This is a genomic window from Bacillus licheniformis DSM 13 = ATCC 14580 (genome assembly GCF_000011645.1).
Classification (GTDB): domain Bacteria; phylum Bacillota; class Bacilli; order Bacillales; family Bacillaceae; genus Bacillus; species Bacillus licheniformis.
In genome coordinates this window covers 1,184,557-1,197,995 of the sequence record NC_006270.3, presented here as the reverse complement: position 1 = coordinate 1,197,995, position 13,439 = coordinate 1,184,557, and the positions used below count along the sequence as shown (strand labels likewise).

At 49.3% G+C, this 13,439-nt stretch carries 10 protein-coding genes and 2 pseudogenes; 2 read left to right on the top strand and 10 right to left on the bottom strand.

Going from position 1 to position 13,439, the window contains the following annotated elements; all coding sequences use genetic code 11:
- Positions 1 to 4: 4 nt before the first annotated feature.
- The 10 genes and pseudogenes from TRNA_RS27410 to TRNA_RS27365 all read right to left on the bottom strand — a co-directional run bounded on the left by TRNA_RS27410 (position 5) and on the right by TRNA_RS27365 (position 11,387).
- Complete coding sequence (locus tag TRNA_RS27410; RefSeq protein WP_003180495.1) at positions 5 to 1,348, bottom strand: lysine N(6)-hydroxylase/L-ornithine N(5)-oxygenase family protein; 1,344 nt, start codon at positions 1,346 to 1,348, stop codon at positions 5 to 7.
- Positions 1,323 to 1,877: a GNAT family N-acetyltransferase gene (locus TRNA_RS27405; RefSeq protein ID WP_009328877.1), complete on the bottom strand. Its 555-nt coding sequence runs from the start codon at positions 1,875 to 1,877 to the stop codon at positions 1,323 to 1,325. Before TRNA_RS27405 ends, TRNA_RS27410 begins: the two co-directional genes overlap by 26 nt.
- Positions 1,874 to 3,640, bottom strand: coding sequence for an IucA/IucC family protein (locus TRNA_RS27400; protein WP_003180490.1), 1,767 nt, complete (start codon positions 3,638 to 3,640; stop codon positions 1,874 to 1,876). Before TRNA_RS27400 ends, TRNA_RS27405 begins: the two co-directional genes overlap by 4 nt.
- Complete coding sequence (locus TRNA_RS27395; RefSeq protein ID WP_003180488.1) at positions 3,637 to 5,148, bottom strand: pyridoxal phosphate-dependent decarboxylase family protein; 1,512 nt, start codon at positions 5,146 to 5,148, stop codon at positions 3,637 to 3,639. The genes TRNA_RS27400 and TRNA_RS27395 overlap by 4 nt, the downstream gene beginning before the upstream one ends.
- Positions 5,132 to 6,478 (bottom strand): aspartate aminotransferase family protein, encoded by a 1,347-nt coding sequence (locus tag TRNA_RS27390; RefSeq protein WP_003180486.1) that lies wholly within the window; start codon positions 6,476 to 6,478, stop codon positions 5,132 to 5,134. Before TRNA_RS27390 ends, TRNA_RS27395 begins: the two co-directional genes overlap by 17 nt.
- 286 nt (positions 6,479 to 6,764) lie before the next feature.
- Positions 6,765 to 7,517, bottom strand: a pseudogene (locus tag TRNA_RS27385) (PLP-dependent aminotransferase family protein); the annotation flags it as partial.
- Positions 7,518 to 7,641: 124 nt separating this feature from the next.
- Entirely contained in the window at positions 7,642 to 8,670 is a 1,029-nt protein-coding gene (locus tag TRNA_RS27380) for a Gfo/Idh/MocA family oxidoreductase (protein WP_003180474.1), read from the bottom strand.
- Positions 8,671 to 8,837: 167 nt separating this feature from the next.
- Positions 8,838 to 9,881: a LacI family DNA-binding transcriptional regulator gene (locus TRNA_RS27375; RefSeq protein ID WP_003180471.1), complete on the bottom strand. Its 1,044-nt coding sequence runs from the start codon at positions 9,879 to 9,881 to the stop codon at positions 8,838 to 8,840.
- A 56-nt stretch (positions 9,882 to 9,937) separates the two neighbouring features.
- Positions 9,938 to 10,495 (bottom strand): GNAT family N-acetyltransferase, encoded by a 558-nt coding sequence (locus tag TRNA_RS27370; protein ID WP_009328886.1) that lies wholly within the window; start codon positions 10,493 to 10,495, stop codon positions 9,938 to 9,940.
- Positions 10,496 to 10,523: 28 nt separating this feature from the next.
- Positions 10,524 to 11,387: an AraC family transcriptional regulator gene (locus tag TRNA_RS27365; RefSeq protein ID WP_003180467.1), complete on the bottom strand. Its 864-nt coding sequence runs from the start codon at positions 11,385 to 11,387 to the stop codon at positions 10,524 to 10,526.
- Positions 11,388 to 11,508: 121 nt separating this feature from the next.
- Between TRNA_RS27365 and TRNA_RS27360 the strand changes: the two genes are divergently transcribed.
- On the top strand, positions 11,509 to 12,849 hold the full coding sequence (locus TRNA_RS27360; RefSeq protein ID WP_003180465.1) for an MATE family efflux transporter: 1,341 nt from the start codon (positions 11,509 to 11,511) through the stop codon (positions 12,847 to 12,849).
- 202 nt (positions 12,850 to 13,051) lie between these two features.
- Positions 13,052 to 13,389, top strand: a pseudogene (locus tag TRNA_RS27355) (P-II family nitrogen regulator).
- The last annotated feature ends 50 nt before the right edge of the window (positions 13,390 to 13,439 follow it).

The following is a 13,439-nucleotide window of genomic DNA, read 5'->3' as shown; positions in this document are numbered from 1 at the left end:
TTTATTAGCCGTTTGGTACAGCTGTTTTTTCCGCGATTCCTGTTCCGAATGTCTGAAAAACCGTTTTATGGCTGACGGTGTATACTTCTCTCCCGGCCAGCTGATTGATGATCACCGAGTTCCGGTAAGCGCCGAGTCCCAGGTCAGGTGCACCGACACCGTGCGTGTGCAGCTCTCCGTTTTGAATAAAAATATGGTTTTTTGATTTTGCAGCTGTCACTAGTCTGTAGTCGCGTGTAATCACGTAGCGGCCGCTCGCGTCCTTTTCAATCAAACTGTCAACAGGCGCCAGACATTCCGGCAGCCTCTCTTTATAGCCCGTCGCCAGAACGACCACATCTGCCTGCCGCTCAAACCGGTCTTCATTCACCCGGTTTGTGCAGTATAGAACCAGCGTTTCCCCACGCTGTTCGATCTGCTCGACTTCTGTCATGGACTGAAGATCAAAAGCCGCTTTCCGCCCCCCGCAGGTCCGCTCATACAGAATATGATAAATATCGCTGATCGTCTTCGCGCTGATTCCTTTATAAAGAAGATCCTGCTGCGTTAGCAATTCATCTTTTTTCCACTGCGGAAGCTGATAGAAAAAATCGATATAGTCAGGCGAAAAATATTCGAGTCCGAGGTTCGAATATTCCATTGGGAAGAAGCCTTTTGAGCGGGTGAGCCAGCTGACATGCTCCGCTTCATCTTCACCGACCAGGTCATAAAACACTTCGGCTGCGCTTTGCCCGGAGCCGACGACGGCCACCCTTTTCCCTTTAAATCCGCCGGGCTTTCTCTTTAAATACTCGGCTGAATGGAACACCGAGCCCCCCAAAGCGTCTGAGAGCGCATCGGGAACGTGCGGGCCCGTCCCAATGCCAAGCGCAATATGCCTCGTGTAATAAACCGCTTCCCCTCCGTTCTCCCGATTCGCGACCCGCACCTTAAAAAGCGCCTCCGGGTTCGATTCAACGAGTGATATGCTTTCGACATTCATCCCGAAGCGGCACGGGTCGAGCTGTTCTGCCACCCAGCGGCAGTAGTGGTTGTATTCCTGTCTCGGAATATGAAAGTCTTCCAGAAAATAAAAAGAATAAAGACGGTTATGCTGCTGAAGATAGTTTAAAAAGCTGTATTTGCTTGTCACATCGGCCATGCTCACCAAGTCGGCCAAAAACGGCACCTGCAGTGTCGTTCCTTCAATCAGCATGCCGGGATGCCAGTTAAAGCTTTCGTTTCGTTCAAAAAACAGCGCATTGATCTCAGGCACGGAGTCAGCCAATGCGGCAAGGCCGAGATTAAACGGCCCGATGCCGACGCCGATGACATCGTATACATCATTGGGTCTCTTTGTAGAGTTCATCTTTTTTCTCCTTTTCAAAAAAACGTTCTCGTTCGCAAAACATCAATAATCCGGTTTTATCAGGGAGATTCACAGGTTTAATAGGGCGAAACCCGCATTTTTCAAAAACATGAATCATTTTTTTGTTGCGGATATCCGGCTCTGCGATCACCTTTTTTGTTTCAGGCACGGCAAATTGCATGTTGACCATCGCTTTTAATAGCGGAAGGGCAAGACCTTTACCCAAATACGCTTTTTCACCGATCAACAGGTGGATGCCCTGGTCAAAAGGTTCATTGTCATAGTGGTGTTCAATGATGTCTCCCTTGACCCAGTACGACTCCCAGTAGCTCATCGGCACACCGTCGATAAAGCCGATGTACAGCGTTTGGTGAGGGTCTGTGATGGCCTTGTGAAAATGGGCTTCAAATTTTGCAAACGGCATGTTTAAATGCCAAAACGGAATGACATGCTCCTCCTGCATCCAGCGGTAGACGAGCGATATGTCTCTTTCATAGTCCGCTTTTTGAAATGTGATCCGTTCATTCATTGGACAGCCGCCGCCTCCTTTAAAAGCGGATTGTTGACAGACGTATAGCGAGACTGGGTTTCAAGCGAGCCTGTCAGCTCATCCATGTCGTAAAATCTCGTCAGCAGATTGGCCTTGCACGGAAGCTCCGCAAAACGAAGGAGGCTGTCCGTCAGCTCTGTGATACCGTAAATTTGCTCCGCTTTTTCAAGCCGCTCTCTGATCATGGACAGGAGCGTTTCTTCCCCGATCAGCCCTTCGCAGCCAAACCCGTTTACAAGCCCAAACAAATGGTTGAAGAAGAAATAATAGCGCAGTCTCTCTACAGCCACGCTGTCCGAGCAGATCGTCTCGCTCCTTTCGCTCAAGCCTTCGATCAGCTTGGAAAGAATCCCGGCTTTTGATTCGCTGTAATAATAGCCTTGGTTGTCCCTGTAGTAAAATGTCTCCGGATAGCCGTTTTTTAAGCGGATGACGGCGTTTTGCTGGTGCGCTTCAATCGCCAGCCCGTATGTTTCAAACAGCCATAAAACTGGCTCAAGCGAAATCGATAAGTATTTGTCAAACCAATCGATGCTCACTTCTTCCGTCGTCCGCCCTTCTTCTAAAGCCAGCCCGCGGATGACAGAGCACAGCCGCGACTCTTTCCCGTAGGCGTGATCTTGGCAAAGCCCGGCGATCAGACATGCCGAACGGTCGTCTTCATAAAACGGATTCTCCCTGATCACGACTTCAAAGCCGGACTCCCCGTTCTCTCCTCGAATGGAAATGTAAGCAGGATCTGTGATGACGCGAAAGCCCGGAAACTCCTGTTTCAACCTTTGGCCGAGCTCTGTCTGAAGCAGCCGGGCCATTTCAACACCTCTGTCCAATTCTTTCTGCTTGTTCACACGCAGCGAATTCGTGATTTTGATCGGTACCGAAAATTTGTACATATAGCGCGAGTGCTTGCTGTAGACCGTGCGGACGGAGGATGTCGCCGTATACTTCCGGCCTTTTGCGCCGAGATATGTAAGGAGACCTTGAGCGATCAATTTTTGCACATACGGCTCCTCCAACAAGGCTCTCGCCTGGAGCGGATGTGCGGGAAGAAGCGCAAAATCCGGATCGGCCGTTTGCTCATCCAGCCACGCATTGTCAATCATCGGGTCGTTTCTCAATTCCTCTTGAATGACTAGCGGCGCTTTTGTTCCTGTACTTGAGTCGTGCAGAACGAGGGAGGCGTGTGCCTTAAAGTAATGAAGCTGAAACTCCCCTTTAAGTTCAGGCGAATAGATGCTTTCCTCTTCAGGCTTCATCCCCTGCCTGCTTTTTGGCGTCGGATGCATCAGATGGCCGAGCAAGAGCGACTGCTCCGCTTCGATAAACGTAAAATCAGCACGGCTAAGCTCACTTTGATCATCGGCTCGTTCCTCAACATAACGGCTGATATTTCGGCAGCTCAAAATGACTCTGAGCATGAATTCATCCTCGGCACCCCCGCGGCTTTGCTGAAGAAGCAATTCCTTTGAAGCGAGGGAGACGAGCGTCACATAGTCGAGTGGAAGCGGCTTTCCGTTTTGGGCTGTTTGATAATAAAGCGGAAATGAGAAAAGGTGCCTTCCCGTCTTCGACCAGTACTTGATCGGAACGATCAGCTCGATCTGCTGGCGCTCTAGCGGGACAATCAGCGTTTTTTGAGAGCCGTCCGCGATCTCACGGGTTTCGATGCCGGTTTCACGCAAATAGCAATTTAAAAAGCTTTGAATCGTGGCGTTTTCTGCTATTTCTTTAAATGAACTCATCCTGTTACCCTCCTGCTATTCGTATAAAGACTTGCAAGCTCTTGAATCCTCCCGAGAATGTCATCAAGATCCGAAAGCGTCGTCCGCGGATTCAGCAGCGTGAATTTTAAATATGTTTTCCCAGCTGCTGCCGTCTTTGCGATCACCGCCTGTCCCGTTCTGAACAATTCTCTGTGGATACATTTATTCAAACGGTCGTTCTCCGCGTCGTCTTCTGAGGCGAGGCAGCGGAAGACGACAGCGTTCAGTTCAGGGTGCGGATTCAGCAGTTCGAACCGATCGCTTGCTGAGATTTTTTCCGCTGCCGCTTCAGCCAATGCGAATGTCCAGTCGATCATCTCGGCGAATGTATCTTCTCCAAGCACACGCAGCGAGACAAACAGCTTTAAGGCGTCAAAGCGCCGCGTCGTCTGAATCGATTTATTGACGAGATGAACGATTCCCTCCGCTTCATCCTCCTCAGGATTTAAATAATCGGCATGATAATCAATCAAGCGGAAATGTCTTCTGTCTTTTACAAGAAAAGCGCCGCAGCTGACCGGCTGATAAAACTGCTTGTGGAAGTCGACGCTGATTGAATCGGCCCTGTCGATCCCAGCCAATTTATAGCGGCGGGTCCTGCTCAAAATCAACGCTCCGCCATATGCGGCATCAACGTGGAACCAAAGCCCGCCAGCATGCGCGGCATCCGCAAGCTCGGAAAGCGGATCGATGCTTCCGAAGTCCGTCGTTCCGCATGTTGCGACAATCGCAAATGGATGTAAGCCCGATTCCTTCAGCATAGCGGTTTTTTGCTTTAAATCGTAAAGGCTCATCCGCTTTTCAGCATCGGTATCGACAAGCACGACGGCGCGCTCTCCGAGGCCGAGCTGGGAAGCCGACTTTTTCACGGTAAAATGAGCATCCTTTGAACAGAGGATCCGCAGCCTGTTCGCTTCCGGCGGCAGTCCGTCCTTCTGTACATTCCAGTTCCACTGCTTTTCGCAGAAGGCATCGCGGGCCAAAAGAAGCCCCATGTAATTAGACTGTGTCCCTCCGCTCGTAAATGTTCCGTCAGCATCTTTTCCGTATTCAAACTTTCGGCAAAGCCACTGCACCATTTCTTCCTCGATCAATGAAGCCGCTCCGCTTTGATCAAACGAATCCATCGACTGATTCAGCACGCTGATCAGCATCTCTGCAGCAAGCGCCGGGATCAGCGGCGGACAGTGCAGGTGTGCGGCGCATTTTGGATCTTCAACATGAATCCGGTGCGGCAAATAGGCTTCTTTCAGATGCTCAAGAACATCCGCAAGCGATTCTCCCGCTTCCTGAAACGAAAACAAGCTTTTGATTTCGAGATCCAATTCTTTCGGCATCTTCCCGCTGTAGGGCTTCGATTTATTCTTCCAATCGGCCCAAAGCGTCTCTACAGCGGTCTCTACCGCGTCACGGTATGCTTTGATCCCCTGTTCCCCGTTGTGCATAAACAGGGAATCAAAGTTTTTTTGTTTACTTGACTGCTTCATAGACGGCCTCTCTGAAGATCGTGATGATATCGTCGATTTGCGCCTCTGTTACGATAAGCGGCGGCAAGAAGCGGATCACGCTTCCGTGGCGGCCTCCCGTTTCAACGATCAGTCCTTTTTCAAAGCATTTTCTTTGAATCGTGCTTGCAAGCTCCGCATCAGCCGGATAGCTGCCGTTTGCGTTTTGCTTTTTATGCGGTGCGACAATTTCGGCGCCGATCATCAGCCCTCGTCCCCGGACATCGCCGATTTCGGGAACGTGCTCCTGAATGTCTTGCAATTCCCGCATGAGCTTCGCTCCGACCTTTTCTACATGTGATAGCACATCGTGCTCTTTTATATATTTTAAAGTTGCACTTCCGGCCGCCATCGCCATCTGATTCCCTCTGAATGTGCCGATGTGCGCCCCGGGTCCCCACTGATCAAGGTCTTGATCATAGATGACGACAGACAGAGGAAGGCTTCCGCCGATCGCTTTTGAAAGGACGATGACATCCGGTATAATGCCGGCGTGCTCGAACGCAAACATTTTGCCGGTTCTGCCGATGCCGGTCTGCACCTCGTCAATGATCAGAGGGATTCCGCGTTCTTTTGTAATCCTTCTCATTTCTCTTATCCATTCAGCCCGGGCCGGAACTGAGCCTCCTTCTCCTTGTACGGCTTCAAAGATCATCCCTGCAGGCTGTAAAACTCCGCTTTCCGGATCATCCAGCATATTTTCGATATATGCGCTCGACAGCTTGTGGCTCGCCTCTCCTCCTTTTCCAAACGGGCAGCGGTATTCATACGGATATGGCAGGAAATGCACATCAGGCATGAGACCCTGGACGTTTTCCTTAGGAGATAAATTCCCGCTCAGCGCCATCGTTCCGTGAGTTGCTCCATGGTAGGCGCCGTGAAACGATAGGATGGTTCTTTTCCCAGTCGCCGTTTTGACAAGCTTGAGAGCGGCTTCGATCGCATCGCCGCCGGTCGGACCGCAAAACTGTATCTTCGCCCGTTTGGCAAACGCCTCAGGAAGGCTTGCAAATACTTCGTTGACAAACTCCTCTTTGATTTCCGAAGTAATATCAAGGGTGTGCAGCGGGCGTTTTTCCTCAATCATTTTTTGAATCGCTTCAATCACAACTGGATGATTATGACCAAGCGCAAGCGTCCCCGCTCCTGCCAGACAGTCATAATATTGCTTTCCATCCGCATCAGTCACCAAGACGCCTTCCGCTGTCTGCATGGCGAGCGGAAATCTTCTCGGATATGAACGCGCATTAGATTCTCTTCTATTTTGCTGCTCCAAAAACACTTGATTTTTAGAACTCGTTTGTACAGGCATAGAAAGCATCCCTCCAATTGATAAAGATTATCATTTTCAATTACAAAAAAAGTGTATATTTTGTGACACCGGCATGTCAATAAGATTCAGAAAAATAGGACGTTTCTCATAACGAGGCAACTTGAATATTTCCACTTCTGCACATTCATCTGCTAATATGAATCAATAGTTCCTTGAATGATATATTAATGGAATTTTATGGACTGTTTTTAAATAACCTGAGGCCTGAAATAAAAAGCGGAGCGGCTGCTGAACGTCGCTTTTTCAGCAGCCGGTACAGCGGGGTTCACATGAGCTTACCGGCGAGTTCTGCGATTGTTTGAATGCCGTAGCGAAGCTCTGTCAAAGAGGCGTACGAATAGGACAATCTGATGCTGTATTTGGCTTCCTTATCGTAGAGGGTGCCGGGATTGATGAGGATGTTTTTCTGTAATGCTTGTTCGAACAAAGCGCTGAGCGAGAGCGGTTTTAGGAATGTGACCCAAATGTAAAATCCGCCTGAGGGCTTTTCCCAGCGGGCGATTCCTCTGCAATAGGTCTCAAGACACCGGAGCGCTTCATCCCGCCTTTGTCTCAGTTCGACTTTAATCCGGCTGAGATTTTCATCATAGAGCCCGCTTGAAAGCCACTTTGCAGCCGCCCATTGCGACAATGAACTTGATCCGTAGTCAGTCTGCATTTTAATATCGGCCAGCCTCTCGATGACGGGCTCCGGACCTGCGACCCAGCCGATGCGGAGGCCGGGACTGACGGTTTTCGATAATGTGCCGACATAAAGAATGCTGCCTTCTCTGTCCATGGCCTTCAGCGGCGACGACGGCGGGCCGTCAAGCTGCAAATCGCCATATGCGTCATCTTCAATAACCGGGAGCGACAGCTGCTTGCTGATTTGAATCAGCTCGCGCTTCCGGTCTTCGGACATCAGTTTGCCCGTCGGATTGTGAAATGACGGAATCGTGTACAACAAATCGGCGCCATGCCGTTTTTTTACCGCCGGAATGACGGACGGGTCTAATCCTCCGGCATCCATGGGAAGCCCGCAAAATTGAAAACGCATGGAGAAAGGCGGCACCGGGCGGGGAACGCTTCCTTACGCCCTCCTTCCTGTTGTTCCTTTGTGACCGCAGGATCATCTCAACAGCCCGCTCAGGGTGGCCCCCGTTTCATACCGTAAGCTTTTTCGTCTGATACTGAATCTTGACGGGCCTGCCTGTTGACCAGGATTGTGTGGCCGCAAGCGCGATTTCAAGATTGACCGCCGCATCCACTTCAGTCACAAGCGGTTTCGTTTTGATGCGAACACAATCAGCAAAATGCTGCAGCTCCAAACAGTACGCTTCATGGAACCTCGCCTGGAAATCGGGAATGATATTATAGCTGCTCCCCTTTCCGGTCCGCACTGTAACCGCCGGGTTCCGCAGCATCCCGATGAAGATGCTGCCGTCCGTTCCGATGATTTCGGCGCGGATATCGTGGCCGTAAGACGAATTGCGGCTTGCTTCCGCATCACCCGCCGCTCCCGAATCAAACTCCATATAGGTGAGCGCCTGATCGACGTCATGGCATCCCGGCATGAATGCGTGCTTCAAAACCCTTCCGTGGCCGGAAACCGCAGTGATTTCAGCCCCCATTAAATAACGAGCGATGTCATAGTCATGAATCGAACAATCGACGAAAATACCGCCGCTTTTTTTGATGAATTCGGCCGGAGGAGAGCCAAAATCGCGCGTAAACCCTTTATAATAGATCGGTTTGCCGATCTCTCCGGCATCGATCCTTCTTTTGGCATCCGCATAAGCAGGATCAAACCGCCTCATAAACCCCACCTGGCAAATCACGCCCATTTCTTTGACCTTGGAAATGACTTCTATTGACTCTTCAAGATTTAATGTCAGCGGCTTCTCCACAAAAATCTGTTTGCCGAATTCGGCTGCCTGTTTGATCATTTCGGCATGAGTGGATGTCGGTGTAACGATGACAACGGCATCAATTTCCGGATCGCGGAGGCACTCAAACGGGTCTTCAAACCACTTTTCAACACCCAGTTCAGCTGCAACCTCCCTCGCACTTCCCTCTGCCGGATCGGCTACAGCGGCGAGCAGGACTCCGGGCACCTCGGTTTTGAGGTTTTTCGCATGGTAATAGCCGAGCCTTCCAAGCCCCAATACGGCGCATCTCACAACTTCTGTCATTTTCTTCTCCTCCTTTGCGTTTCATGAAAGCGCTTTATTAATTAGAGAAAGCGCTTGCTCATTTCAATTCTGATTTTACCCTGTATTTATTTTATCCGCAATTGTTTTTTAGGAATTAATTTGGTCAAGCGCTTGCTCTTTAGAAACGAAAAAAGAGCGTTTTTCTATCAAAACCCGCTCTTTTCGGCATGTGCTTCTTTTTTAAATGGAGGGGCCGTCGACTGTCTGACGACAAGTTCAGGCGTGAGAATGATTTTGCTTTTCGAGCTTTTCTTGCCGCTGATTTCTTCGGCAAGCAGCTCGGCCGCGCGGCGGCCCATTTCTTCAATCGGCTGAGACACTGTCGTAAGCGGCGGATCGGTCATTTCGGCTAAAAACGTATTATCAAAGCCGATGACCGATAAATCCGTTGGAACATGGAGCCCCCATTCCCTTGCAGTCTGAATGACTCCGCACGCGAGCACATCATTCATGGCAAAAACGGCGGTCGGAATATTGCTTTTGAAAATCTGAGCGGCCGCTTTTTTGCCGCATTCCAGGGAAAAACCGGATCCGGCGATGAGCGTTTCATCCGCTTTGATGCCTGCTTCATCCATCGCTTTTTTGAAGCCTTTCAGCCTGTCTTTTTCTCCGGTTGTCGATCCGTCGCCGGCGATGCAGGCGATTGTCTTATGACCGAGCGAAATTAAATGCCGCGTCGCTAAATATCCGCCCATAAAATCATCGATGACCACGACATCCATCGGAACAAGGGCGCGATCCTGGGAAATCATCACGAGCGGTATGCCCTCTTTGGCAATATCCTCGAGCGCATCCATCGTCTCCTGATTTTCGATGCCTGTCGCAAAAATGATGCCGTCGACGCTTTTTTGCTTGAGGACCGAGAAATACGTTGTCTCCTTTTTCGGATCGCGGTCGGTACTGCACATCATAATGCTGAAGCCGAGCTCGCCCGCCCGCTCTTCAACACTTTTGGCAAGCTCGCCGAAAAACGGGTTTGCAATATCGGGCGTCAACAGGCCGATAATGTTCGTGCGCTTTCCGGTAAGCGCAGAAGCGTGAACATTCGGCTGGTAATCGAGCTCTTTCATGACGGCATGCACTCTTTGCCTTGTCGACCTGCTGATCCTCCCGGTATTGTTGATCACCCGGGAAACCGTGGAAATCGAAACGCCGGCCGCTTCCGCTACATCATAAATGGTTTTTTTCATATTGGTCCCCTCTAGTCCGCTGATGAAAGATTTCTAATATTATATTATAGAGCGTGTCAGCTTCCGCGGCAAATCAGCTCCCACTCCTCCCGCAGGATTCCGTATCTGATTGAATCGTAATAGACTCCGTCATAATATCTGACTTTGCGAATCCGGCCTTCCATCTTAAATCCGGCTTTTTCGGCGCACCTCATCATCCGCCTGTTGCCTGACCACGTCGTCATTCCGATTCTCGGCACATCGACGTTTTCAAACAGGAAGCCGATCCATAATTCTACGGCTTCCGTACCGTATCCCCCGTTCCAAAACCGCGGATCATAGATGCCGATCCCGCATTCCAGCCAGCGTGTCGGCCGGGATTCCCAATAGTAAGAAACGGTTCCTTTCAGCTCTCCGCCGATCTCTATCGCCAAATAGCGCGGCGGTTTTTCTTTTAAAGCCGGCACAAAAGAATCGATAAAGTATTGAAACGGTTCGGGCTGAAGCGGAAAATAAGGGGCATCCCATTTTTTCCATTCAGGGTTTTTAGTTCCGTAAATCATTCTCCATAATCCGGGCAGGTCATCCATTGTGATCGTACGCAATTTCACTTTTTCACCATTGATGGATGCCAAACTTATCTCCTCCTATGCTTTGAAAATATCACTCAATATTTCGCTTCATCATCTTTCTGTATTCAACGGGCGAAATCCCTTCTATTTGTTTAAACAGCTTTGAGAAATAGGTCGGATCATCGATTCCGACTTGTTCGGCAATCGATGACATTTTGTCGTTTGTAGAAGAGAGGAGCCGCTTCGCTTCAAAAACTTTCGCCTTATTGGCATATTGGCCCGGTGTGATGCCAAACACCTTTTGCATGCAGCGGGTAATGTAGTCCTGGTGATAATGAAGGGCAGCCGAGAGCTGCTCCATGCTGAGCTTCTCCTTATAATGGCGGTCGATGTAATGCTGTGCTTCGGATGCTACACGCTCACTCGCCGAAGGAATATGGAACGCCTCCTTCTGCAAGTGAATCAGCAGCTCTTCGAACAAGAGCTGCCTGCGAAGCGGCAGGTCGGAATTTTGGGCGGAATCGTCAATCAAACGCCTAAACTGCTGTTCGATAAACGCTTTTTGGTCGATCTTTCCCTTTCTCGGAATCTTTAAATGATACAATGTCGGCGTTTCAAATGTCCCCTTCCTCAGCTTGAGTTCAGTCCAGTTCTCACCTCCCTGCTGCGCGAAGCCATAGGACGGCTCCTGAAAGTGCAGCCAAAAATAGCGGGTATCGTCTTGACAGCCGCGGTGGCCATAATGCTCGAGCCCCGGAATAAGGATGATGTATTCCCCTTCCCGGATCTGATGGGGCTCGCCGTCCTCAGTCAAAAATAGTTCCCCCTGTATCACATATAAGAGATCAAACACGGAATATTCACGCCTCACATGCTTTTCCCCTCTTTTGAACAGCCCTTCTCCGCCGGTAATCAACACAGGGAGCGGCGGAATTGTAAAGATGATATGTTCCATGTTCTCTCCCCTTTTTCATCAAGTCGGATTTCTCCAAGAAGTATCGGTTTCGTCTCTTCTTATTATAAGAAAATGGCGTTACACTATAAAACGGAATTTTAAAAGAAAGGGGTCAAACGCCATGAAAAAAACAGCACCTCAAAACCTCTCTTTATTCGCATTGACTTGGCCTATCTTTATCGAGGTTTCATTATATATGTTAATGGGCAACGCAGATACCCTGATGCTCAGCCAATATTCCGACGACAGCGTGGCAGCCGTCGGCGTCAGCAACCAAATGCTGAACTTGATCATTGTGATGTTCGGTTTTATCGCAACAGGAACAACCGTCATTATTTCTCAATTTTTAGGGGCGCGGCAAAAAGCCGAAGCAATGGAAGTCGGCTATGTTTCCATCAGCGCCAATTTTATCATCAGTCTATTCATCAGTGCGGCGATTTATATATTTGCCAAACCGCTTTTATTGATGATGGGCCTTTCCGCCAACCTGCTTGCTGAAGCCGGCATCTTTCTCCAGATCGTCGGCGGACTGTCCTTTGTCCAAGCGCTCATTATGACGTTCAGCGCCATTTTGAAAAGCTACGGGTATACAAAGGACACAATGGTTGTAACCATCGGCATGAATATCCTGAACATCGCCGGCAACTATCTTGTCATATTCGGACCGTTCGGCTTTCCGGTTTTAGGCGTGGCCGGCGTGGCAATGTCCACTTCAATCGCGCGCATCATCGGCCTTTTGGCGATCGCTCTGCTCGTCAAAAAGCGCGTCGGCATGCCGCTGTTGTCCAAACGGCTGTTTGTCTTAAAGAAAAGTCACCTGAAAAAACTGCTGAAAATCGGGATTCCTTCAGCAGGGGAGCAGCTGTCATATAACGCGTCACAGATGATTGTCACCTATTTTATCACGCTGATGGGCGCGCAGGCGCTGACAACAAAAGTCTATACCCAAAATTTGATGATGTTTATCATGCTTTTCGGCACAGCGATCAGCCAGGGAACGCAAATCTTAATCGGACGCCATATCGGCGCGAAGCAATTTGATGAAGCATACAGCCGCTGCCTGAAAAGCCTGTGGTGGGCTCTGGCCATTACAACATTTACTTCCGTTCTCTTCGCTGTGTTTTCAAAACAGCTGATCGGCATTTTCAGCAGCAATCCCGATATTATCGCAACGGCCAGTATACTGATCCTTTTGACGATTATCTTGGAGCCCGGCCGCTCGTTTAACGTGGTCATCATTAATTCTCTCAGAGCTGCGGGAGACGCGAAATATCCGGTTTATATGGCGATTGTCTCGATGTGGGGAATCGGACTTCCGATCGCTTACATTTTCGGCATTCAGCTCGGATTCGGCCTGGCGGGAATTTGGTTTTCCTTCATCGCCGACGAATGGGTCAGGGGAATTTTAATGTACAGAAGATGGAGATCTAAAATGTGGCTTCAAAAAGGATTTGCAGCATAACCTGCTTTCAGTTGAAAGCAGGTTTTTTCATGTTATAAAACTTAACGAGACTGCCATTCTATGAACACAGACCTCTCAAAGAATAGGTCTAATAGATTAATTTTTTTGAAAATTCGTATTGATTTTCAATTTACTTTTACGTATGATAAGAAACATAACAACAAACGTAATATAACCTTACACCAAAAGGAGGATTTGCATTGTGAAAAAAATCGAAACGATTATACGCCCCGAACAGTTCCCCCGCCTCCGCAAAAAGCTTGAAGAGGTTGGCATAAACGGATTAACCGTCTCAGAGGTTGCCGGCTGCGGCCAGCAGCGGGGGAAGCAGGCTCTGTTTCGCGGCACCTCCTACGAAATCAAGCTGCTGCCTAAAGTGAAAGTCGAAATGGTGATTGAATCGGAGAGCGTTGATGAAATTATCAAATCGAAAGCACATGTTCGACAAATACGGTCGGCGACGGAAAAATCTTTGTCCTTCCAATTGAAAACGCGATCCGAATCCGGACAGGGGAATCAGGAAAGGAAGCGATTGTCTAAAACGACCGATTCCCTCCTGCTCTCTTTTAGTCGATACTTTAAGAAAGGGT